The 24,125-nt window shown below is 29.7% G+C and carries 26 protein-coding genes; 12 read left to right on the top strand and 14 right to left on the bottom strand.

The window, feature by feature from the left end; translation table 11 throughout:
* Positions 1-46: 46 nt before the first annotated feature.
* Genes secA through BLQ93_RS06375 form a run of 4 tightly spaced genes read left to right on the top strand, consistent with a single transcriptional unit; the run spans position 47 to position 5,135 of the window.
* A complete protein-coding gene (gene secA / locus BLQ93_RS06390) occupies positions 47-2,428 on the top strand; it encodes a preprotein translocase subunit SecA (RefSeq protein WP_092129021.1) in 2,382 nt (793 codons plus the stop codon).
* A 28-nt stretch (positions 2,429-2,456) separates the two neighbouring features.
* On the top strand, positions 2,457-2,867 hold the full coding sequence (locus BLQ93_RS06385) for a methylated-DNA--[protein]-cysteine S-methyltransferase (RefSeq protein WP_143338713.1): 411 nt from the start codon (positions 2,457-2,459) through the stop codon (positions 2,865-2,867).
* Complete coding sequence (locus tag BLQ93_RS06380) at positions 2,854-4,035, top strand: aminotransferase class I/II-fold pyridoxal phosphate-dependent enzyme (RefSeq protein ID WP_092129017.1); 1,182 nt, start codon at positions 2,854-2,856, stop codon at positions 4,033-4,035. Before BLQ93_RS06385 ends, BLQ93_RS06380 begins: the two co-directional genes overlap by 14 nt.
* Positions 4,032-5,135 (top strand): hypothetical protein, encoded by a 1,104-nt coding sequence (locus tag BLQ93_RS06375; RefSeq protein WP_025391308.1) that lies wholly within the window; start codon positions 4,032-4,034, stop codon positions 5,133-5,135. Before BLQ93_RS06380 ends, BLQ93_RS06375 begins: the two co-directional genes overlap by 4 nt.
* A gap of 1 nt (position 5,136) precedes the next feature.
* Here BLQ93_RS06375 and mrdA read toward each other — a convergent pair whose 3' ends face one another.
* The 14 genes from mrdA to BLQ93_RS06305 form a co-directional block, all read right to left on the bottom strand.
* Positions 5,137-6,927: a penicillin-binding protein 2 gene (gene mrdA, locus BLQ93_RS06370; protein WP_092129015.1), complete on the bottom strand. Its 1,791-nt coding sequence runs from the start codon at positions 6,925-6,927 to the stop codon at positions 5,137-5,139.
* Entirely contained in the window at positions 6,911-7,357 is a 447-nt protein-coding gene (locus BLQ93_RS06365) for a hypothetical protein (protein ID WP_025391310.1), read from the bottom strand. Before BLQ93_RS06365 ends, mrdA begins: the two co-directional genes overlap by 17 nt.
* Positions 7,358-8,107 (bottom strand): rod shape-determining protein MreC, encoded by a 750-nt coding sequence (mreC, locus tag BLQ93_RS06360; protein ID WP_025391311.1) that lies wholly within the window; start codon positions 8,105-8,107, stop codon positions 7,358-7,360.
* Positions 8,104-9,147 carry a rod shape-determining protein gene (gene mreB / locus BLQ93_RS06355; protein WP_025391312.1) on the bottom strand — a complete coding sequence of 348 codons (1,044 nt, stop codon included), beginning with the start codon at positions 9,145-9,147 and terminating at the stop codon, positions 8,104-8,106. The genes mreC and mreB overlap by 4 nt, the downstream gene beginning before the upstream one ends.
* A 4-nt stretch (positions 9,148-9,151) precedes the next feature.
* The gene (locus tag BLQ93_RS06350) at positions 9,152-11,326 is read right to left on the bottom strand and encodes a RelA/SpoT family protein (protein ID WP_025391313.1); all 2,175 of its coding nucleotides are present in this window, start codon (positions 11,324-11,326) and stop codon (positions 9,152-9,154) included.
* On the bottom strand, positions 11,311-11,508 hold the full coding sequence (rpoZ, locus tag BLQ93_RS06345) for a DNA-directed RNA polymerase subunit omega (RefSeq protein ID WP_025391314.1): 198 nt from the start codon (positions 11,506-11,508) through the stop codon (positions 11,311-11,313). Before rpoZ ends, BLQ93_RS06350 begins: the two co-directional genes overlap by 16 nt.
* Positions 11,508-12,101: a guanylate kinase gene (gene gmk, locus BLQ93_RS06340; RefSeq protein ID WP_092129013.1), complete on the bottom strand. Its 594-nt coding sequence runs from the start codon at positions 12,099-12,101 to the stop codon at positions 11,508-11,510. Before gmk ends, rpoZ begins: the two co-directional genes overlap by 1 nt.
* A 3-nt stretch (positions 12,102-12,104) precedes the next feature.
* Complete coding sequence (locus BLQ93_RS06335; RefSeq protein WP_025391316.1) at positions 12,105-12,344, bottom strand: DUF370 domain-containing protein; 240 nt, start codon at positions 12,342-12,344, stop codon at positions 12,105-12,107.
* A 9-nt stretch (positions 12,345-12,353) separates the two neighbouring features.
* Positions 12,354-14,207, bottom strand: coding sequence for a ribonuclease R family protein (locus BLQ93_RS06330; RefSeq protein WP_092129011.1), 1,854 nt, complete (start codon positions 14,205-14,207; stop codon positions 12,354-12,356).
* Entirely contained in the window at positions 14,207-15,496 is a 1,290-nt protein-coding gene (locus BLQ93_RS06325; RefSeq protein ID WP_092129009.1) for an RNA polymerase factor sigma-54, read from the bottom strand. Before BLQ93_RS06325 ends, BLQ93_RS06330 begins: the two co-directional genes overlap by 1 nt.
* A gap of 4 nt (positions 15,497-15,500) precedes the next feature.
* Positions 15,501-16,211 (bottom strand): LPS export ABC transporter ATP-binding protein, encoded by a 711-nt coding sequence (lptB, locus tag BLQ93_RS06320; RefSeq protein WP_092129007.1) that lies wholly within the window; start codon positions 16,209-16,211, stop codon positions 15,501-15,503.
* Positions 16,212-16,646: 435 nt separating this feature from the next.
* On the bottom strand, positions 16,647-19,685 hold the full coding sequence (locus BLQ93_RS06315) for an efflux RND transporter permease subunit (RefSeq protein WP_092129005.1): 3,039 nt from the start codon (positions 19,683-19,685) through the stop codon (positions 16,647-16,649).
* The gene (locus tag BLQ93_RS06310; protein WP_092129003.1) at positions 19,682-20,137 is read right to left on the bottom strand and encodes an efflux RND transporter periplasmic adaptor subunit; all 456 of its coding nucleotides are present in this window, start codon (positions 20,135-20,137) and stop codon (positions 19,682-19,684) included. Before BLQ93_RS06310 ends, BLQ93_RS06315 begins: the two co-directional genes overlap by 4 nt.
* Entirely contained in the window at positions 20,083-20,391 is a 309-nt protein-coding gene (locus BLQ93_RS06305; RefSeq protein ID WP_092129001.1) for a hypothetical protein, read from the bottom strand. The genes BLQ93_RS06310 and BLQ93_RS06305 overlap by 55 nt, the downstream gene beginning before the upstream one ends.
* An 82-nt stretch (positions 20,392-20,473) precedes the next feature.
* On the opposite strand from BLQ93_RS06305, the gene BLQ93_RS06300 reads away from it, so the two are divergent.
* From BLQ93_RS06300 to BLQ93_RS06265, 8 genes are all read left to right on the top strand, one after another.
* Positions 20,474-20,965, top strand: a complete 492-nt coding sequence (locus BLQ93_RS06300) for a hypothetical protein (RefSeq protein ID WP_092128999.1) — start codon at positions 20,474-20,476, stop codon at positions 20,963-20,965.
* Between the two features lie 10 nt (positions 20,966-20,975).
* Positions 20,976-21,470, top strand: a complete 495-nt coding sequence (locus BLQ93_RS06295) for a hypothetical protein (RefSeq protein ID WP_092128997.1) — start codon at positions 20,976-20,978, stop codon at positions 21,468-21,470.
* Between the two features lie 8 nt (positions 21,471-21,478).
* Entirely contained in the window at positions 21,479-22,006 is a 528-nt protein-coding gene (locus tag BLQ93_RS06290; protein ID WP_143338711.1) for a Slp family lipoprotein, read from the top strand.
* An 8-nt stretch (positions 22,007-22,014) separates the two neighbouring features.
* A complete protein-coding gene (locus tag BLQ93_RS06285; protein WP_092128993.1) occupies positions 22,015-22,392 on the top strand; it encodes a tetratricopeptide repeat protein in 378 nt (125 codons plus the stop codon).
* A gap of 14 nt (positions 22,393-22,406) precedes the next feature.
* Positions 22,407-22,715 carry a hypothetical protein gene (locus tag BLQ93_RS06280; protein WP_092128991.1) on the top strand — a complete coding sequence of 103 codons (309 nt, stop codon included), beginning with the start codon at positions 22,407-22,409 and terminating at the stop codon, positions 22,713-22,715.
* A gap of 111 nt (positions 22,716-22,826) precedes the next feature.
* Positions 22,827-23,321: a hypothetical protein gene (locus BLQ93_RS06275; RefSeq protein ID WP_092128989.1), complete on the top strand. Its 495-nt coding sequence runs from the start codon at positions 22,827-22,829 to the stop codon at positions 23,319-23,321.
* Between the two features lie 17 nt (positions 23,322-23,338).
* On the top strand, positions 23,339-23,656 hold the full coding sequence (locus BLQ93_RS06270; RefSeq protein ID WP_025391325.1) for a TusE/DsrC/DsvC family sulfur relay protein: 318 nt from the start codon (positions 23,339-23,341) through the stop codon (positions 23,654-23,656).
* Positions 23,657-23,664: 8 nt separating this feature from the next.
* On the top strand, positions 23,665-24,120 hold the full coding sequence (locus tag BLQ93_RS06265; protein WP_092128987.1) for a DsrE/DsrF/DrsH-like family protein: 456 nt from the start codon (positions 23,665-23,667) through the stop codon (positions 24,118-24,120).
* The last annotated feature ends 5 nt before the right edge of the window (positions 24,121-24,125 follow it).

Here is a 24,125-nt window from a genome sequence, read left to right as displayed (position 1 = left end):
GGTTGACTTTTAAAAAAATAAACTTTGACATTAAAATGGAGATTGCATGATAGGTAGTTTTTTGAAAAAAGTTTTTGGTACACAGAATGAACGGGTTTTAAAGAGCATTGAGCCTCTTGTTTTGAAAATCAATGAAAAAGAATCTACATACAAAGTTATGAGCAATGAACAATTGCAAGCTGCATATAAAAAGCTTCAAATTGATTACGAAAGCGGTAAATCCTTAGACGATTTGCTTATTGATTCTTTTGCAATAACAAGAGAAGTTGCTAACAGAACGCTTTCAATGAGGCATTTTAATGTGCAATTAATAGGTGGTATTGTGCTCCATCAAGGTAAAATTGCTGAGATGAAAACAGGGGAGGGCAAAACACTTGTTTCTACATTACCTATTGTACTAAATGCGTTAACCAAAAAAAATATTCATTTAATAACCGTAAATGATTATCTTGCAAAAAGAGATGCCTTATGGATGGGTCCTATATATAAATTTTTAGGTTTGAATGTTGGTGTTATACAACAGGAAAATAAATCGTACCTAGTTGAATTTGAAGATGAAAAGACTTTTAAAACAAAGCTTGTACCCTGTGAGAGAAAAGATGCCTATTTGGCAGATGTAACATATGGTGTAAATAGTGAGTTTGGCTTTGACTATTTGAGAGATAATATGGCATATTCTAAAGATGAGTGGGTACAGCGTGGTTTTTATTATGCTATAATAGATGAAGTTGATTCAATTTTGATAGATGAAGCAAGAACGCCACTTATAATATCAGGTCCAAGTGGTACTCCTACTAAAGTTTACTACGAAGTAGACAAAGCAGTAAGTCAGCTCACCAAAGATGATTATGAGGTAGATGAAAAACTTAAAACAGCTGTTTTGACAGATAAAGGCGTAGAAAAAATACAGAAACTTCTACATTTGGATAATTTATACGATAGCAAAAATATAGAAATAATACATATAGTTAACCAATCACTTAAAGCTCACACTTTATTTTTAAAGGATAGAGACTATATAGTAAAAGACGCTAAAGTAATAATAATTGATGAATTTACAGGCAGAATGATGCCAGATAGACGCTATTCTGACGGCCTTCATCAGTGCATTGAAGCAAAAGAAAAAGTTAAAATTCAAGAAGAATCTCAAACGCTAGCTACAATTACGTTTCAAAACTATTATAGAATGTATGAAAAGTTGTGTGGAATGACGGGTACGGCAGATACAGAAAGTAGAGAATTTAAGGAAATATATAACCTTGATGTGGTGGTTATTCCTACAAATAAACCTATGATAAGAATAGACAGACAGGATTTAATATTTAAAACACATAAAGAAAAAATTAATGCGATCATAAATGAAATAAAAGCAAGATACGAAAAAGGTCAACCTGTACTGGTTGGTACAACAAGTGTTGAAAAATCAGAAGAATTACACAAAATCCTTATTAAAATGCGTATCCCACATATGGTGTTAAACGCCAAACACCATGAAAAAGAAGCAGAAATTATCGCTCAAGCAGGCAAAAAAAAGGCAGTAACAATTGCTACAAACATGGCTGGACGAGGTGTTGATATAAAAATAGATGAAGAAGTAGCTAAACTTGGCGGTTTGTTTATACTTGGTACAGAACGCCACGAGTCAAGAAGGGTAGACAATCAGCTAAGAGGTAGAGCTGGCAGACAAGGCGATCCTGGAGAATCAAGGTTTTTTCTTTCACTGGAAGATGATTTATTAAGGATATTTGGATCAGAGAGAATTCAAGTTATAATGGATAAGCTAGGCATAGCTGAAGGTGAGGCTATAGAAAATAAATTCGTTACAAGAGCAGTTGAAAATGCTCAAAAGAAAGTTGAAGAATATAACTTTGATATAAGAAAACACCTGCTTGATTACGATAATGTGGCAAATACTCAAAGAAGTGTAATTTATAGACAAAGGAAAGAAATACTCGAAAGTGAAAGCGTTAAAGATACAATTTTAGATTTTATAGATGATGTAATAAGCTCCATTGTGGATAGTTATTTAGAAAACATTATCGATTTAAAAGCACTTAAGTTAAAATTTAAACAAATTTTTAATTTAGAAATTGATATCGATGAAAATGAAAAAGATAGAGAAAAGATATTTGATCAATTAAAAAACTTAGTCCTTGCAGTATATAAAGAAAAAGAAGACATACTACAAGACCAGATGAGAGATCTAGAAAGAAACATATTGCTACAAGTTTTAGATTCAGCTTGGAGAGAGCACTTAAAGAATATGGATGCATTAAGAGAATCAATTGGGCTTAGAGGTTATGGTCAAAGGGATCCATTAGTGGAATATAAAAAAGCTTCTTTTGAGATGTTTGAAGATATGATAAATAATCTCAAAGAAGAATGTTTATCAACCCTTTTCCATTTAAAAATTGTATTTGATAATTAAAACTCCTTTTTCAAAGGATTTGTTGATTATGGGTGAAAATAAGATAGACAGAATTATTTTTGTTCAAAAAAATAATACATATAAACAAACTCCTTTACAAAAAATGTTTTCTATGGTATTTAACAAAAAGGATTTGTCTTTTTTTGATTATGATTTACTTAATTGGGAAAAGTTAAGTGACGAACAAAGGATGGTGTATGACTATTTAAGGCTACTCAATGGAATTATCACTTATAAAGAATTGGGCGAAAAGTTTGGTTTTCATCAAAGGAAAATTGCCTATTTAATGAAAAAAAATCCTTTTGTATACGTTGTACCATGTCATAGAGTTGTTGCAAAAAATTCAATTGGTGGATATCAGTATTCTGTTGAATTTAAAAAAGAGTTATTGGATTTTGAAAAAAACACTAAAAGGAGTTTGCAGGATGGATTTATTTGATAAATGCAAAAATTTTGTGGTTTACAAAGAAATAGAACAAGCAGGACTTTACCCTTATTTTCAGCCAATTTCAAGCGAGCAGGGTACAGAAGTAATAATAAATGGCAAAAAAATACTAATGCTTGGTTCTAATAGTTATTTAGGTTTAACTGTTCATCCTAAAGTAAAACAAGCAGCAATTAATGCAATAAAAAAATATGGGACTGGGTGTGCTGGATCTCGTTTTTTAAATGGAACATTAGATATTCATATAGAGCTTGAAGAAAAACTTGCAAAATTTACAAAAAAAGAAAAAGCGGTTCTTTTTTCTACAGGTTTTCAAGCAAATTTAGGAGCAATAGCTGGTCTTGTAGGCAAAGATGATTATGTTATCATTGATAAATCAGACCATGCAAGCATAGTTGATGGCACAAAGCTATCATTTGGTGAAGTAAAGCGCTTTTTACACAACGATATGCAATCTTTAGAGAAAGTGCTTCAATCTATTGATATAGATGCGGGTAAGCTTATTGTAGTAGATGGTATTTATAGTATGGACGGAGATATTGCTAATTTACCAGAAATTATAAAGCTTAAGAAAAAATACAATGCACGCGTAATGGTAGATGATGCACATGCTTTTGGTGTAATTGGTGAAAATGGTTCTGGGACTGCAAGCCATTTTAATTTAATAGAAGATACTGATATTATAATGGGCACATTTAGCAAGTCATTTGCTTCACTTGGTGGTTTTATTGCTGCAGATGCATATGTTATAGATTATTTAAAGCATTTTGCGCGAAGTTTGATATTTTCTGCAAGTATAACGCCAGCATCATGTGCTGCTGTACTTGCAAGCCTTGAGATAATGCAAAGTGAGCCTCAGTTGATAGAAAAATTGTGGGCAAATACAAATCGCATGAGGAACGGTTTAAAAAGCGCTGGTTTTGATACGCTTCAAAGCTGCACGCCAATTATTCCTGTACTTGTAGGGGAAGATTTAAAGGTATTGCAGTATAGAAAAATGCTTTTTGAAGAGGGCATATTTGTTAATCCAGTAGTCTCGCCTGCTGTACCAAAAAACAAAGCTCTCATAAGATTAAGTTTGATGGCTACACATACATTTGATCAGATAGATTTTGCTATTGAAAAAATTACAAAAGTAGGCAAAAAATTAGGCGTTATATGATTGTTGAGGTAACTGGCAACAATTTATTAAAAGAATTTATCGATTTTCCCTTTTTATTATACCAAAAAGACAAATTTTGGGTGCCGCCGTTGCGTTTTGAAGAAAAAAAATTATTTGACCAGAAAAATCCATTTTACAAAAATGCCAAGATAAAACTATTTCTTTACAAAAAAGAAAATAAAATACTTGGAAGAATAGCCGCTATTGTTAACAAATGGCACAATGATTACCATAAAGATAAAGTTGGGTTTTTTGGGTTTTTTGAATGCATTGATGATTATGAAGTTGCAAAAGCCTTATTTGATGCTGCAAGCGATTATTTGAGACAAAATGGTTTAAAATCCATAAGGGGACCCGCAAACCCTTCACTTAACCATACCTGCGCAGTATTATATGAAGGTTATTTTCAAGAACCAGTTTATATGATGCCTTATAACCCTAAGTACTATATTGAATTAATCGAAAATTATGGCTTCAAAAAGGCAAAAGATCTATATGCTTTTTATTTATCTGTGGCAAACAAGCCTAACCAAAAGTATATAGAATTAAGCAAAAAGATTGCAAAAAAATACAATATTACTTTAAGAAATCTTTCAAAAAAACATTTTAAACGAGATTTAGAAATTTTATGGGGCATATACTCTAAAGCCTGGGCTGATAACTGGGGATTTGTACCTCCAACCAAAGAAGAATTTTTTTATTTATCAAATGATATGAAAAATCTAGTAAGCTCAGAACTTGTTATAATTGCAGAAAAAGACGGAATTCCTTGTGCTTACTCTGCAATTATACCTGATTTTAATTATATTTTAAAAAAAGCAAAAGGTTCTATAACACCTTTGAATTTGGTTTCAATTATGTCAGCATTACCTAAAATTGATAATTACAGACTTATTACACTTGGAATCTTACCAGAATATAGAAAGTTGGGTATTGATTTGCTTTTATATCTTAAAAGTTTTGAGGTTGTTGAAAAAAGAAACGGAAAAGGCGGTGAGCTTTCGTGGACATTAGAAGACAACGATAAAATTAATAAAGCTATTTTATCAATGAATGCAGAACATTATAAAACTTATCGTATTTATGAAAAAATCCTATAGCTTATTTATTTGGTTCTATCAAATGATATTTTAATAATCCCTCATAAATTTTTTTTGAAACAGCTGCTGCATAGTGACTATCATAGCCATGCTCCAAAAACACTACCATGATTATCTGAGGGTGATGTTTTGGTGCAAATGAAGCAAACCATGCTTGAGGTAAATATTTTCTGATTTTGTTTAAATCCCAGTTACTATTTACAAGTAACGTATTTAGCTGTTGACTTGTCACAACCTGAGCTGTGCCTGTTTTGCCACATATAGTTAAGTTTGGGATGTAAGCATTGTGGGCTGTGCCAACCGGGCTTGATACGGTTAACTCAAGCGCATCTTTGATGATTTCAAAATCTTTTTTGGCATTTTTAATATCATATAGAATTTCATGGGGCTGGATATAACTTAATCTAGGCTTATAGGCAATTCCATCGTTTGCTATTACAGAAAATGCAACAGTAAGTTGCAGTGGCGTAACAAGTGTATAGGCTTGTCCAATAGCACTTGTAATTGTATCTCCTAAATACCATGGTGTATGATACATTTCATATTTATATTTTGGAGAAGCAATAATTCCTTTTGATTCATACCCAAATAAACCTACACTTTTACCAAACCCAAATTTCTGCAAATATTCATCAATAGTTTTTATACCCAATTTCATACCTATCTGATACATAAAAACATCTGATGATCCAGCTAAAGCTGTATATAGATTAATTTTGCCAAAACCACCCGGTTTCCAATCTTTAAAAGTATATTTGCCAATTTTAATTTCGTAAGGGCAGTATAAATAGGTATCAGGCGTTATAATGCCTTTTTGAAGTGCAGCAAAAATTAAAAAAGGTTTGATTGTTGAGCCTGGAGGGTATGCGCCCTGAACAGCTCTATTAAAAAGGGAAATTTTATCGCCTTCTTGTAATTGTTTCCATTCAGCTTCACTTATGCCTTCAACAAAATCATTGGGATTAAAAGATGGTTTGCTTACCAGGGCTAACACATCACCGTTGCTTTTTAGAATAACAACAGCCCCTTTATAATTACCAAGTGCATCATAGGCTATCTGTTGAGCTTTATAGTTTATGGTTAATCGTATGTTTTCTCCTTTTATTGGATTTTGCTGGCCTAAAACCTTTACCGTTGTGCCAGAAACATTACGTTCTACTTCTTTATAGCCCCATGTACCTTGAAGCTGCTTATTAAATATTTTTTCAACGCCCATTTGTCCAACATATGAGCCTGGAATTGCACCTTTTTCAATGTCTTGCTGATTGGCTTCTTGAATATATCCTACAACACTTGCGTAAATATATGGGTTTCCAAGGTAAACTCTTTTTGGTTCTATTTCAACATCAACATTTTTTAATGTATTTTTATGCGATAATATCTCAAAAACTTGGTCATGACTTATATTATTTGCTAGTATTTGAGTTGAAAAGTAGCCGATAGAATTAATTTTTTTTTCAATTTTATTTTTAGGTTCATTAAGGATTTTGGATAATAGATCTATTTCTTTTTGGTCGGTTTTAATATTTCTTGTAAAATACAATGTAAATGACGGTTCATTTGATGCAATAATATAATTATCAGAAGTTAAAATTTCACCACGTGCCGGTCTTATCCCAATAAGGCGCAAGCAGTTATTTTTTGCCATTTCATTATATTGGTTATAGTTTATAACTTGCAGATAAAATAACCTGCCTATAATTATAATTGTTGCTATAAGTAAAATAAATTTAATGTAATTTTTTGCTGTGGTAAAATTTTTTGATACAGGAATATCAATCTTTCTTGGCATAGTTAATTTGCAGAAGTCTTTTAGTAATATGATAAAAAACTAATAGCAAAAAAAGATTTAATAATGAAGTAAAAACGGGTATTTTAAATACCAAATTATCGTATATAGCAATAAATAATAAAAAAATATAAACAAATTTAGAACCAAACATATTTTTTAAAAAATCATTTAAAAAAACTATAAAAGAAAAGATAATTGCATTATAAAAAATTGTATTATGCTGTAAACTATCCAATAAAAAACCTCCAAAAAAAGCTACAAGGTAGAGCTTGTTATTACTTTTAGAGCTGGATTGTGTATTATTGGATAAAGCAAGTATGATAATTATTAAAAAAGAAAAAAAGTTATAAGGTATAAAAAACATATAGCTGCTAAATATTGAAAATGCACATGCTATAATAAAAATAACTGTTAAAATCAAAAATTTCATCTATTTAACCACAAAAACAAAACTATCATTTAAAAATGTTTTGTCAACTTTAACTATAGCGACTTTGTAAAAGCCTCTAACTTCGTAAATCTTTTCAACTGTACCGATATTTATATTTGGTGGTATATTACCTATCAAACCAGACGTTATTACTAAATCATTTTTTTGTATATGACTTTGTGTATTTAAAAATTCTATTTTAGGTTGATTTAGTGAACCTTTGAAAATACCTCTGTAATATTTACCCTCGTGTACTATAAAACAATCTGCTACAAAATTACTATTGAATATTGTTTTTACTGCATAAAGATTGCCTAATTTTGATTCCACTGTTCCAACTAAATTGAGTTTTTGAGATACAACTGTTTTATGAAGGATGTCTTTTTCAGGTGCATTTGATTTTATGTAAATATAATTAATATCAGAGAAATCTTTAAATATAAATGGACATTTTATTAAATTTGGTGCAATGGAAGTATCAATATTGCGAAGTTTTGCTTGCAAAATCTTATTTTCTAAATTTAATTTATTAATTTCATTTTTTAAATGTCTATTTTCTTTTTGAGCATTTTGCAAGATTATGTAGTTTTTTGCAATATTTGAAATTGAATCCAAAGCATAAAAGCTTTGAGTTTCAACTGGATTTGCAATATACAATAAACTCTTTGCAATAAAAAAACTAAAATCTGTATAGTAATTTATGAGTGAAAGAATAAAAGCAAGTAACGCATATATAATGAGTTTTTTCATTCAATTGTAACTTCACTTAGAAAATCAAGATTTTCAAGTACTTTTCCAGCTCCTAAGACAACAGCAAGTAGTGGTTGTTCAAAAACCTTTACAGATAAACCAGTTTCTTTTGAAATCAGTGTATCCAAACCTTTTATTTGAGATCCACCACCAGTTAGTGTAATACCATTGTCTACAATATCACTTGCAAGTTCGGGTGGAGTTTGCTCAAGCGCATCTTTTACAGCATTAACAATTAACTGTATAGGCTCTTTTATTGCATCTCTAATTTCTTCTACCGTAATTTCTATTGAGGTTGGTATGCCTGTTATTAAATCAATGCCTTTAATTGATATTTTTTGGCTGTCATTTTCTTGAGGATAAGCGCTTCCGTAGTTTATTTTAATGTTTTCTGCGCTTGATTCGCCAATTAGTAGTGAATATTTTTTCTTTATGTAGCTAGCTATAGCTGCATCTAATTTATCGCCGCCACATTTAATAGAAACACTATTGACAATACCTCCAAGTGAAATGACGGCAACTTCTGTAGTACCACCACCAATATCTACTATCATTGAGCCTATTGCTTCTTGGACTGGTAGGCCAGCACCAATTGCTGCACTCATGGGTTCCTCTATTAAATATACTTCTCTTGCTCCTGCATCGTTTGCTGCATCCTTTACTGCCTTTTTTTCAACTTGAGTAATTCCATGAGGTACAGCTATTATAATTCTTGGTTTAAATATTGTTCTTGAGTTCTTTGATTTTTTGATAAAATACCTTATCATTCGCTCTGCTATTTCAAAATCTGCAATAACTCCATCTTTCATAGGTCTTATTGCTGTAATATTACCTGGTGTTCTACCAACCATTTCTTTAGCTTCTTTACCTACTGCCAATACTTTTTCAACACCATTTGATTCTTTTTTTACTGCAACAACACTTGGTTCGTTTAGTATAATACCTTTGCCATTTGCATAAACAACTGTGTTTGCTGTTCCAAGATCAATTGCTATGTCATTTGAAAAGTAATTAATAAGTTTACCTAACAAGCTAGTCATTTTATTATTCTCCTCTTCTAAAATCTTTTTTTAATCCTCTTTCAACTTTGATAATACTTGGTTCTTTTGATAGTGCATTTATGCATTCATTTATTTCTTTGATACTAGATACTTCTATTTCGAGTAAAAATATATCTTTTTCTGATTTTTTTTTCATTTTAAAGTCTGTTATATTTATATTTAAATTTGCTATTGCAGAAGAAATTTTTGATATTAAACCAAGTGTATCTTTTGCGTGTACAGTGAGAATGGTTTTAATTTTCTTTTTAGATTCTTGCCATTGAGCCTTAATTAGGCGTTCTGAATTATAACCAATTTTTGCAATATTTTCACAATCAAGTCTATGTATCATAATAATACCTTTTTTTGAAATATACCCAATAATTTCATCTCCTACAACAGGACTGCAACATTTTGCTAATTTTATATCAAAGTTGTTTGTGCCGTCAATAGTAATCATAAATTCAGATTTTGCCTGAGCGTCGATTTCTTTTTTCTTTGTATCTTTTTGAGGTTCTAAAGAGCTTAGCAGGTTTTGGGGATTTATTTTTTTTAGTCCTATATTTTCAAATAAGTCATCTTCTTTTGCAAATCCTAAACTTGAAAGCATATCTTTAAAGGTTTTAGACTTAAGATAAGAGGTAAGAGTTATATTGTGCCTTAGCAATTCTTTTGATAATAGATTTTTGCCTATTGCAACCATTTCTTGTTTTTCTAATTCTCTTACGCTTTGTTTTATTTTGTTTCTTGCCTTTGATGTCTTTACAAAAGAAAGCCAATCTCTTGAGGGCTTATGAGATGGGCTTGTTAGGATTTCTACAATATCACCACTTTGCAATTCATGTCTTAGAGGCACTATTTTATTATTGACTTTAGCACCTGTGCACATATCTCCAATTTGTGTATGAATTTCATATGCAAAGTCAACACAGGTTGAACCTCTAGGCAGAACTTTTAAATCGCCAGCAGGTGTAAAGACATATATTTCACCACTTTCCAAATCATTTTTCATGTTTCTTAGAAATTCCTGTGAACTTTCACTTTGTGTATTTTCAAGGAGTTTTCTTAGCCACACAAACATTTTATCATTTAGGTTAAATTTTTTGCCTTCTTTGTAACGCCAATGAGCAGCCAAACCTTCTTCGTTTATTTCATGCATTTTTTTTGTTCTAATTTGGATCTCAAGTATAACATCACCCGGACCAAATACAGTTGTATGCAACGATTGATACATATTTTGCTTGGGAAGAGCAATGTAGTCTTTAAAACGATTTGGTAGGGGTTTGTAAAGCTTGTGCACCACACCTAATGCATTGTAACAATCCCTTTCTGTGTCTGTTATGATTCTAAAAGCTACAAAATCATAAATACTATCAAGATCAATATTTTTTCTTTGCATTTTGGTATATATACTGTATATGTGTTTTACTCGTCCGTTAACTTCGCATTTAATATTGTTTTGCAATAAATCTTCCTTTAAAGAATTTTCTATAAACCTTATATATTCTTCTTTTTTTTCCAAAATATTTTCCAGGTAAGATTTTATTTTATTATAAGTTTTATAATCTATAATTTCAAAGCTTCTGTCTTCAAGTTCGCTTTTGAGCCAGTATATTCCAAGTCTATGGGCCATAGGTGCATAGATATCAAGTGTTTCACGGGCTATTCTTTGTCTTTTTTCTTCATTTAAATAAACAATGGTACGCATATTGTGTAATCTGTCTGCCAGTTTTATAAGAATAACCCTTAGATCATTTGCAACTGAAATCAAAAGCTTTCTAAAGTTATCTGCTTGTTTTTGTTCTACGCTTTTGTATTGCAAAGATTCAATTTTGGTTAATGCTTTAACTAGCATCAATATATCAGATCCAAAAGCATTTTCTATTTCTTCTTCTTTTGTTTGCGTATCTTCTAAAACATCATGCAAAAGTGCAGCTGCTATTGTATTTTCATCTAATATCAATCTAGTTACGATTTTTGCTGTATTTATTGGATGGATAATGTAACTTTCATTTGAAGCACGCTTTTGAGTTTTATGCTTTTCATAAGCAAACAAAAAAGCTTTATCTATAAGTTCAAAATTTAAATTACTCTTTTGTTGCTTTAGACATGCATCCTTTATAGTTTCTATTAAATCTTTATATGCAATCTCAATGTCTGGTTCTATTTTATACTCCAATATCCTTGAGCTATTTCTTTTAATGCTATAACAGTATTTTTGTGTGTATTTGGTTTAATATTTATAAGAGGTTTATCTCCTCTGTAAAGCGCGTGGGTTCTAATTGCTGCTGCTTTTACTAAAGCGTATTTGCTTTCAATGTGTTCTAGTGCCTTATATACAAGCTCAACAGTTGTTTCCATTAATCCTCCTCATATTGCTTAATGTTAGATTTTAGCTCATTTATTAAACTTTTTATATTTTCTTTACATTTTACTTCTTCGCAATATACAATTGTTTGAATTTGTTTAACGGTTTTTTCTACTGAGTAATTCACAATAGCATACTCGAAATTCCATACCTCATCCAATTCTTTTATAGCATTTTTTAAACGTATATCAAAGTTATTTCTTTGGGTTTTATTTATTCTTTTCATCCATTCTTCAAAAGAAGGTGGAAGTAAAAAAATTGTTACAACAGAAGGCATAATTTTTTTTATTTTAGCAGCACCTTGGACATCTATGGTGAGTATTTTGTGTTTAGAATTTGACTTTAAAGATTCTTTTGATATACCATAAAAATTATCATGCACCAATGAAAACTCTGCAAAAAAACCCTGCTTAATTAATTCATTAAATTTTTCTTTTTCTATGAAATAATAATCAACCCCTTCTGTTTCAATTGGACGCTTTGGTCTTGAAGTATAAGTTACAATACGCTCAAAATTTGATTTTTCAAGTACTTTTGCAACTGTTGTTTTGCCCACGCCACTTGGGCTTGAAATAATAATAATCATAGTCTAAGTCTCATTTATGCGCTCAGCTAATGTTTGAGGCGCAATTGCAGACATTATAATATGTCCTGAATCTGTTATCAATATAGCGCGTGTTTTTTTTCCTTTTGTAGCATCAATTATTTTGCCAGTATTTTTAAATTCATCTTTTAATTTTTTGATTGGTGTTGAATCTGGGTTTAATATGGCTATAACCCTTTCTTTGTTTACAATATTGCCAAAGCCGATGTTAACACAAACCTTCATATTTACTCCTTATACTGGCTCTAAATCTATTTTTCCTTCATAAATATCAACTTTTATAGGTTTGACTTTTATAGAATCACCTAGTCTAAAAATTTTTTTTGTTTTTCTTCCAATTATCATTTGTTTTTGGTCAAAAAATGTATAAAAGTCATCTTTCAAAGCACTGTATGATAAAAATCCTTCTACAAACATTTCTTTTAGTTCAATAAACATACCACTTCCTATCATATAAACAATTGTACCATTAAAAATTTTACCAATATATTTTTCAATAAGTCTTGCTTGCTTTATATCTTTTGCAAAGTATTCGGCAGCTTCTGTAATAAGTTCTCTTTTTTGCACTTGTTTAACTATACTTTCAAGCCTTTTGTGGGAATAATTTTTTTTATTAAGTAATGTAGCTTGAAGTATTTTATGTACTATCAAATCAGGAAAGCGTCTAATGGGCGATGTAAAGTGCGTATAATTTTCAAAACCAAGTGCAAAATGTGGGATTTCCTCTAGTGAGTATTCTGCTCTTTCCATACTTTTTAAAATTATTTTTGATATAATGCTTCTTTTTGTTTCCTCTATTGACCAGATAAATTTTTGCATTTTTTTTGCATTTGGTTTTTTAGGGAATGCATAACCCATTTCTTTGAGTTGATTGCTTAAATCCATAAGTTTAGTTATTTGGGGTTTTTCATGTATTCTACGCAAAAAAATTGTTTTATTGTTTAGGTAGTCGGCAACAGTTTTATTTGCAGCCAACATAAATTCTTCTATTATTGAATAAGAAAACAATCTTGGTTTTTGTATGACATTTACTATTTCGTTGTTATTTATTATAAAAGTGGCTTCTTTAATGTCCAAATCAAGACTTCCTTTTAAGAATCTTCTTGCACGTAAAATTTTAGCTAAAATTTTCATTTTTTGCAAATAAGACTTTAAGTTTTCTTCACAATCCACCAAATCGTTCAAACAATTTTCTACAAAATCATATGTAAGGCGATTTTTATTTCTTATAATGCTTTTTGTAAACTTAAATGACTTTCGATTACCTTTTTTGTCAAAATCTATAATAACTGTAAATGCAAGTCTGTCTTTATCTGGAACAAGTGAGCAAATATCGTCAGAAAGTTTTCTTGGTAACATCGGTATGTTGCTTTGAGGAAAATATACACTAAAGCCTCGCTCAAAGGCACTTTTTTCGATTGCGCTGTTGTCTTTAACATAATAGCTTACATCAGCAATATGCACATATAACCTATAGCCATTTTTTAAAAACTCTATATCAATTGCATCATCAAAATCTTTAGCATCAGCACCGTCAATAGTTATGGTTCTTAAGTTTCGAAAATCACTTCTTCCAATAAAATCTTTCTCGTTTGGTTCATTTATAGATTGAAGTTCTTTTTCAACTTCCGGGCTAAATTCTGTTGGCAAGCTATATTTGTCTATTACAATTAATTCGTCATTTAAAGATGAATTAGAGTAGACTTCAACAATTTTTGCAAACTCAGTATTTTTTTGCTGTATAATTCTAGCTTTAACAAGCTTACCTTCCTCAGCTTGGCCTGAGAGTTTAACAAGAAATTTTGTTTTTAAAGGTTCAAAAAAATAATTAGAATTTATTTTTTTTATATAACCAACTACGTATTCATTGTACCTTTTTACAACATTTAACAATTTTGCTTTTGGATGTTTTGCCCAAATAAAAAGTGCTTCAACTTCATCACTATCTTGAGCAAATTTATCTGAAAAATCAAAAAATTCTTTTTCAATACTGTAAGTATTTTTGTCTGTAATTATTGAGTAATGTGTTTTTTCTATTTTAAATAGACCTTTTATATAAATTCTTTTACTTTTGTTTTTTTTAGACATTATAAAAGAAACTCGCTTTTTCTATCCTTTGCCTTTGGGATTTTAAGTTCTTGTCTATATTTTACAACTGCGCGTCTTGTTACATTAATATTGTGTTTTATCAATATCTGTCTTAGAGATTCATCATCGAGTGGATTTGAAGCGTCTTCTTGAGCAATGGCAGCTTTTATTATTTCTAATATTCTATGCTTTGATATACCTTCTTTTGATGCACTTGAGAAGAATACTTTAAATGGGTAAATTTTAGATTTAAATAAAATATATTTATTTGAAAGTGCTCGACTTATTGTAGAAACACTATATCCTATATGCATAGCTATTTGAGACATAGAAAGGGGTGTAAGCACGCCTTTTTCAAAAAAAAGCCTCTGTTTTTGCACAACAATATTTGCGATTTTTAAAAGCGTTTGATAGCGCATATTTATAGCATCGTGGAGTATTTTAATTTCTTTAAGTTTTTCCTTTAGGAAATCTACGTCTTTAATCTGATTGATAAGTGTTTCATTTACTATTAATTTATTTGAAAATTCATCATTCACGATGGGTATAAATTCGTTACCAATTTGCTTTATTTCTATATCGTAATATAAAAAATCTTCCTGATGTGACTTTATATAGCCATATAAAGGATAAGGCCTAAAAGCTTTTATTTTTTCTAAAAAAAACTGTACCTGTTTATCGTTTAGATTGAATTTTTGAAGTTTTTTTAGATCAAGACCAAAAGTAAAAATTGTATCTAAAAATTCATTTAATTTATTAAAATACGGTTCGTTTTTATAAAAAAATTCATTTTGTAAATGAAAAAACTCTTGAACATTTTTAGTGCCCACACCTAATGGTTCGAGGTTCATTATTAATCTTCTGATATACTCATATTTTTTATCTAGACCGTGATCTAAAAAATAACCTTTTTCATCTAAGTTGTATATTATTTGCTCAGCAATTTGTATTTCTTTTTGATTCAAATTATAAGATAAAACCAAATCTTGTAGTAATTTTTGTTCGAATGTAGTTTCTTGTTCAATAAAGTCTAATTCATCATATTCTTCTTCACTTTCAAATTTAACTTTATAGTTTTGATCTATTTCTTTAAATTTACTTTCAAAATAGTTGTTTGGCGCAGTACGATAATTTGCATCTATATCAATTAATGGATTTTGCAAAACTATTTCATCAATTTGTTCTTGTAACTCTATCAGACTTGCACTTAAAATTTTAAGAGATAAATCAAGTTGGTGAGTAAGAATAAGACCTAAATTTACATTTAATTCATGCCTTAGCTCTACCATAAGTTTATAGTTTAAATGTTTCGCCTAGATATATTTTAGCCAACCGCTCATCATTTACAATATCCATTTTAGAACCTTCTTTTATAACCTTTCCATCATATAATATGTATGCTTTATTTACTATATCAAGCGTTTCCCTTACATTATGGTCTGTAATAATTATTCCCAAACCTCTTTCTTTGAGATCAAATATCATTTTTTTTAATTGTTCAACCATTAAAGGATCAATACCAGAAAAAGGTTCGTCTAGTAGTAAAAATTTAGGATTTGTTGCAAGGGCTCTGGCTACTTCAACCCTTCGTCTTTCACCGCCGCTTACCGCATATGCTTTTGTTTTTCTTATGCTGGTTAAGTTAAATTCAGAAAGCAACTCTTCTAAACGTTCTTTTTTGTTTTTTATATCAACAAATTCAAGTACAGCATAAATATTTTGTTCCACTGTTAATCCGCTAAATACAGAAGGTTCTTGCGGAAGATATGAAATTCCTATTTTTGAACGCTTGTGTATTGGCATCTTTGTGATTTCTTGACCATCAAGAAAAATTTGACCGCTAGTTGGCCTGATAAAACCTGATATCATATAAAATGTTGTTGTCTTGCCTGCACCATTTGGACCAAGTAGTCCTACAATTTCACCTTTTTTTGCAATTAAATTAATGCCTGCCACAGCCACTTTTGTTTTATACTTTTTAACAATGTTTCTACACTCAATCATTATTACCATTATATACTATAGTACTTTAAATTCAAATATAATTTGTTGCTAATACATTAGATCTATCAGTTTGAAATCAAAAAAATGCTAGATTTTGTACAAAAACTTGAAAATTGCTAATATTGTATACATAGAGGGAACAATAGTTTAGAAGCTTTGAGGGGTAATTCTTATGTCTATTTTTAATCTAAAAGATAATGGATAAATTTAGTTAAAAGTTTGCTTGTAGAAATTGATTGTATTAACCTATAAAAACACAATAAAGATTACCAGAATAGTTTAGAAGAGATGCTTGTGCTATTAATAGACAAATAAATATCAAGGTCATAATAAATTATCTTATATGTCTTTTCTAAATGCAAGTTTCATTTTTTGATTATTTTTATTCAATTTTTATAACTTAAAACCATAAAGTGTGAAAATTTAAGTTGTCCTTTATTTTTTATATTTTACAATACTAAACAAACTGAACAAAGAAGGAGCTATTATTAGAGATGCAAAAGCACCAAAAATCAAACCACCAATAGTAGCAGTAGCAAGGGGTTTCAATAAATCAGTACCTTTGCCAATACCTATGGCTAAAGGCAAAAAACCAACAATATCAGCGCTCATTGTCATAATAATTGGTCTTAATCTGCTACGAACAGCAAGGGCTACACTTTTGTGCGTGTGAGTTTTGCTTAATTGTTTTGATCTTGAAAATATGAGTATTATATTGTTTACTACAATAGCAAATACAAGCAGTATGCCTAAAAAAGCTGTACTATCAGGATTTAGTCGCGCTATTAAAAGTGACAATAAAGAAAAACTCGCAGTAGAGCTAATAACTATTATTGCAACTATAGCACATTTTTGGCTTGAAAATTGAAAACCAAAAAGTATTAGCAAAATAAAAAGCGCTATCGTTAGTATTAGATACATATTTTGAAAACTTTTTGTTTGTTGTTTGTAATAGCCACCAATAGAATAGCTAATGTCATGTGGAAGATTCATATGCTTAACTATATTATCAATATCATTTGCAGCCTTTGTCAAACCTATGTGAGAATATGGTTTGACCCATATATATGAATAAGGCACTAAATTTTGGTGTGTAATATATGGAACGCTGTTTTTTATATTAATGTTGGATAGCATATTTAAAGCCATAGGCATATCATTGTGAATAATATTTAAAGATTTAAGCTCTTGAATTGTTTGTGGTTTGTCTTTAAGTGTTATCCTTATTGGAAATAACTGTTCACCTTTCAACAAAAAACCTGCATTTTCACCCCAAAAATAGAGTTTGATTGTGTCAGCTAAATTTTTTGAGTTTATATTATTTACCGTAGCAAAATAATTAGGGTTAAATTCTATTTCTGGGCCTGCAGAAGGCGATTTATATGTGACAGATTCAAAATCTTTATTTTTTGCAAGTATTTTATAAAGTTTTTGTCCTTCTTTGAATAATTTATCAGGATCGCTGCCAAATAGAAAAACTTCTAAAGGAGCATGAGAACCAGATAAATCACCAAGTCTATTTACCATAATTTGTGATGAATTTAATGAAATAAGGTTAGGTGCTAAAATTTTAAATTTTTTATCTAATTCTAACATAACTTTTTGTGTGCTTTCTTTTCTGTCTTTTTTTAATACGATCATCATGATAGCTTTGTTTGGTGTAGAAAAAGAGTTTCCAAAACCTCTACCAACCATTAAAGAAACTTTGTCAACATTTGGATTTTTCGAAGCTTCATTCATTAAAAGTTCACCTATTTTTGTTGTAGTTTCTACACTGCTTCCAACAGGTGTTCTAAATGGCACAGAAATTAAGCCTTCATCCCATTTTGGCAAAAAGGCTGTTGGAAGATTTTTGAAACAAACATAGCCTGTTGCTGCAACTAAAAGAATTATAATGATAGAAATCCATGGTCTTCTCATAAAAAAAATTAATGAATGACTGAACATAAAGTATAGTTTTCTATTTTTTGGTATAATTTTTTTATTGGTTTTGCGATATACAATCATCATGGATAATATTGGTGTAAAAGTTAAAGCAATTAGTTGTGATGCAATAAGAGCTATAATTATAGCAATAGCCATATGTTTAAATAACAACCCTAATGTGCCTGGCAAAAAGATAAGAGGAATAAACACAACAGTTGAAGTTATAGTAGCTAAACTCATGGGAAGCAGTATATCTTTTAACCTTTTAAAAACACCAGACAATCTTTTCTTTGCATTGCTTTCTATGTTTTGCAGACCCCTTTCAATGATAACTATGGCATGGTCTATCATCGCACCAATTGAAGCGCAAATTCCACCAAGTGTCATAATATTTAATCCAAAACCCATTAAATATAGAGCAATAAAAGTTAAAGATAAAGAAAGCGGTACTACTATAAACACACTTAAAGCACCATCTATTCTACCTATAAATAACATTACAACTATCAATGCAATGATGCTGCCTAAAATAAGCGCGATCCACACATCATTCAGGTTACTTTTGATTAAGTCGCTTAAATCATAAATTTTTATTAGTTTTATACCAGAAGGCAACCTATCTTTAATTGTTTCAAAGACTTTTTGAAGTTCTTTAGATACCTTTACTTCATTAGCTTTATTTTGAGAAAGTATGTCCATTATTAATGCATGCTTGTACCCAGATACTTTAGCTTCTTTTATTAATGGTGGGTTTTGGATTTTTATATCAGCTATTTTATCTAATGTTAACGGTATAAATTCGGAATTTCTGGATTTTATAGGAATTGTGAAATTAGATAAATCTTTGATATTATCTATACTTGTAGTTGAGAGGTTTAATTGTTGATTGAAATAATTCATTACTCCCGAAAAAAAAGGCCCCTGATTTAAAATAAGATAGTGTATTATTTCTTGAGGTGATATTTTATATTGTAATAATTTTTGGGGATCAATAGCTATATTAATTTCAGGCCAACCTCGTGAAGTTTCTTCTACTTTATAAACACCGTTTATACCAAGAACCGTGGGTTTTACTTGAAAATAATAATAACTCATTATGTTTGAACTGTCAATTTTGTTTGAAACAAGGGCATATTCTGCAAATGGATATATGTTTGGTTCCATTAAACGGATACTTACATTTGAATCCGGGGGTAAATTGATTTTTGCTATTCTTGCTTGTAGCATAAGGTATGCGGTTTTTGGATTAACATTTGAATTAAAATAAACATGAATTTTTGATAGACCATTGCCTGTTTGTGATCTTACAAGAGTTACGTTAGGCTCAGTCCTTGCTGCTTCTTCTAGCGGTCTTGTAACACTTACAAGCATATACTTTACTGGTAAATATTGATTATGCACAAGTATAGATACTTTAGGAAAATTTACGTTAGGAAAGATACTTTCTGGTAATCTAAAAAGGGAAAATATGCCGCCAAAAATAATTAAAATACCGCATAAAAATACAGTAGTTTTATTACTCCACAAAAAATTTAAGTATTTATTCATTTTATAATTTTTACTTTAATATTGTTTTTTAGTCTATCTGTTGCACTGATAGCTAAAGGTTCGTTTTTATTGAGATTACCATTAATATATGCTGTATTGTTTGAAATATTTATAAGATTTACTTGTTTTTGGTAGACTACATTATCTTTTACAATAAATACATAAGTTTTAGAGTCTTTAGAAACAATAGCACTTTTTGGCACACAAAATTGAGTGTTTTTTATAACAGGAATTTCAAGATTTACCCATTGTCCGGCAATGAGAGCTTTATTATTCGTATTTATAAAAATGGGGACAAGACCACTTACATCTGCGTTATGCTCAATTTGAGCAATTGAACCTTTATGCTTTATGTTGTGGGAATAATAATAGACAATCTGATCTATTTTTAATTTATCTATATAATCTGGTGATACATAAGCTTTAATCCATAAATTCGTGTTTCCTGCCAAATTAGCTTAGGTGGATATATTCTAGCAATTAATTGGCCACTTTTTACAGTACTGAAATTTGAGTCTATTTTGATAATACCGCTTACAGGTGCAAAAATTGTTATATTTTGTGTTGTTTGTACTTTACCATAAGCTTTTATTTTTTCATAGCCTGTACAAGTTTTTGGGTAGCCTATCTTTACCTCAACTGCCTTAGCTAAAGTATAATAATTTGCAATTACAATAGCAATGATTAGTAAAACTATTTTTTTCATTACGAGCAATATAACTAAATAAAAGGGTATTGTCAAGTAAGTGTTATTGACTTTAAAGCAATAGAGTATATAATTTTTAATTATGAACAGTGCAGGATTGAATTATCTTATTTTAACATTTTTAAACATAAACCCTATTTTTGGTGGTAAACTTGTAGCTGTAAGTTATGCCAGCATTGCAAGCCTTAATCCGTATACATCTTTAATGGTTATTATTATAACAGAAATTTTAGTGTGTGCGATAAGTTTTCATTTTGCTAATTATATTAGCAGATTCAAATTATTTAATAAAAAATTATCAAGAATAAACGAAAAGTGGGTAAAAAGTGGTGCGTATATAGGATTTTTTGTAGGCCAATTATTTATGGGAGAATTGTTTATTGCTTTACTTTTTGGATTAGTAGAAGATAAAAAAAATGTAATTTTGTATTTTTATGTACCTATGATTACAAGTACTGTTTTGTATACTCTGTTATATTATTATCTTGCAATTCATGGTGTAAACTTGATTAAAGATTATTCTTCTTTAAGCCAGCAGGTAAACTTTTATAAAAAGTTTATGAAGTTTATTTAGAATTTTTAAAATGAAATATATTAAATTAGTTAAAATTATCGCTATATCGACCAATTTAATTGGGATTGTAACGGTAATTTTAGCAGTTTATTTTAAATTACCGGCAAGCCAAAGTGAATCAATACTTGGACTTAAAGCCATTATGCTAATGATACTGTTTGTAGTAAATACCTCATCCCATTCTTTATATTCATCGGAATTTTATTTTTTAAATAGATGTGAATTAAAAAGCGCCAATAACAGTTTTAATAATATAGAAGAGATTTATAAGTCTTTGGGCAAATTACTGCTTTTTAATATGCTTGTGCTTGATAGTTCAATTTTTTTAATTATTTCTATTCTAGCTAATATTATTCAAAGTATCATAACAGCTTGGCAAAATATTTTTACAACTATTTCTTTTTATTCTTTTGTTGTTTTTATATTTATAATAATTGATAACTATTTGCTCTATAATTTTCTATTGTATAGAACTTTTAAAAAGATCGTTTATATAAGGAAGTGAGCGTTATTATGCTGAATAGAATTTTGAAAAAGATAAAAGCTGCAGCGATTGTAATAGTAGGAGTTGGAATACTACAAAGTTGTTCTACGGTTTTGCCAATAAGTGGCAATTTTACTCAGATAACACCAATACAAGCCCAAAATGGAGAATTTTTTGGAAAAGAAGTGAGATTTGGTGGCACCATAATATCTACTATTCCAGAACAAAATAATCAAACATGTTTTGTTGTTTTAGGCTTGAAATTGCACGATAATGGGAAACCATATAGAAAAGAGCCACAAAATTTTGTTGGTAGATTTATAGCATATGCAAAAGGCTACTATGACCCAGAAATTTATAAAAAAGGCAGTAAAGTAACTTTTGTTGGCAAAATTATGGGTATTAAAAAAGAAAAGGTTGGAGATTTTGTTTATACCTATCCATTAATTGATGTAAAAAATTTATATTTATGGCCAAAACAAGAACATGAAAATTGCTTTCCATGCAATTGTAATTGTCCTACATATAGTTTGGGACCCTGGCCATATCTCTACTAAAACTTATCATGAAAAAAGGATTTTTTGTATTTTTTAATATAATTTTTTTATTTGGTATATACGGTATTGTTTATGGCAATACTATAGATATTTGTAAGGTTCAATTTGACAATAAAAACATTGATTTGGCCACAAAAAGTTGTGAACAAGAAGCTAAAGCCAACAGTATAGATGGTTTTTTTTACTTAGGCAGGATTTATTTAAATTTAAATCACCCAAAAACCGCGATAAATTTTTTTAAAAAAGCTCAACAATTACCGTCTAATTTATCTTACAAAGGAAAAATTTATAGGTATATGGCAATTGCTTATTTGAATCTTTATTTACAAAATAAATTTCTTTATTACAGGGATGTTTATTTAAATCACCGGATATTCATAACTTAAATTTATATGTTTCTATGAATGATATGGTAGCTTTGCACTTGATTCATAAATTGTTTTCAAAGTCAATTTTTTATTTTCACAAATCTTTAAAAACAAGTAGTAAAGATTATCGTTCATTGGTTTTTAACGATTTAGCATACACTTATTTTTTTGATAATAAAATATCAAAAGCTTTGTTTTTTGAAAAAAAAGCCATCAAAAATGCACAAAGATACAAAGACTTCAGAGACTTGCCATTGTATCTTTTTAACATAAGTTATTTCCGATATATTAAAAATCAAATTAATGATCCAACAAAAAAAACAATGGCAAGAAAACTTTAATAGTTTTCTTACACATCTAAAAAGATACGTTTTAAAACTTTCCACATTTAATGGTAATACCCAAATTAGTAAAATTATCAATAATGTTGAAAAAATAAACTATTAATCGTGATGAAAATAGGGGAGAGTGTATACGATATAGCATTAGAAAATCTTGAAGAAGTTTCTGAGTATACAAGTATAGATAATGTATTTTATTTTCTAAAAAAACTCGCACGAAATATTGATAATTTAACAAAGCTATTTAATAGATTGGAAAGTTTAATAGATTTTTGGGAATCTTTTGAGCCTTTAACAAGAGAAATAGCAATTTCTACGCAAGATTACTTGGATAATTTAGAAAAAATTGGCTATTTTTCGTTATTAAAAGAATTTAAAAGTTTGATGGATGATTTAGTAAAAAATATTACAGTTGAAGATGTAAACCGTCTTAGCAAGACACTTTTGCTCACATTTAAAGCTTTAAAATTAGCTGATACAAAAAAAGCTGATGATTTATCATTTTTAGGTATGGTAAAGCTTTTAAATAGTAAAGAAATAAAAACAACTTTGGCATTTTTTGTAAGTTTTTTAGAACATTTTAACAAGCTAAACCAAAAACAATAAAAATTTGGAGGTTTTTTATGGGAGTTTTAATTGTTGGAGAAAAAAGTATTCAAACGGATGATGAGGGTTATTTAGTGAATTTTTCTGATTGGAGTAAAGAAGTAGCTGAAGTTATAGCTAAGCAAGAAGGAATTGATAAGCTAACCGATAGGCATTGGGTTGTAATTGAGTTTATGCAAAAAGAATTTAAAGAACACGGCACTGGCCCTTCTATGAGAAAATTAACAAAAGAAAGCGGTGTGTCTACAAAAGAATTATACGAATTGTTTCCTAAAGGGCCAGCTAAAAAAGCAGCTAAAATCGCTGGTATCAAAAAACCAGTTGGTTGCGTTTAGAGGTTTTTATGAGTAAAATTTCTATTATTATATCAAAAGGTTCTCTAGATGGGGTTTATCCTGGTCTTATAATGGCAAATGGAGCCTTAATGGAAGGTCATGAGGCAATATTGTTTTTTACATTTTTTGGTCTAGATGCGATTATTAAGTCTAGAATGAATAAGCTAAAAGTAGCAACTGTTGGCAATCCCGCACTACATATACCTTCTTTAATTGGTATATTGCCTGGTATGTCTAGTTTTGCTACTGCTCAAATGAAAAAAGAAATGGAAAAATTGGATATACCACCAGTTGGTGAATTCATGGAAATGATACATGATGCTGGTGGCAAGATTTATGCTTGCAAGGCTACAGTGGATATGTTTCATTTAAAAAAGGAAGATTTTTGCGAGCAACTTGATGATATTGTAACAGTGGGTCAGTTTTACGAAATGTCATTAGATGGACATATTATATTTACATAGCCCCC

Origin of the sequence: Desulfurella multipotens, from assembly GCF_900101285.1 — a bacterium.
Lineage (GTDB): Bacteria > Campylobacterota_A > Desulfurellia > Desulfurellales > Desulfurellaceae > Desulfurella > Desulfurella acetivorans.
This window is presented reverse-complemented; position numbering and strand designations above follow the sequence as displayed.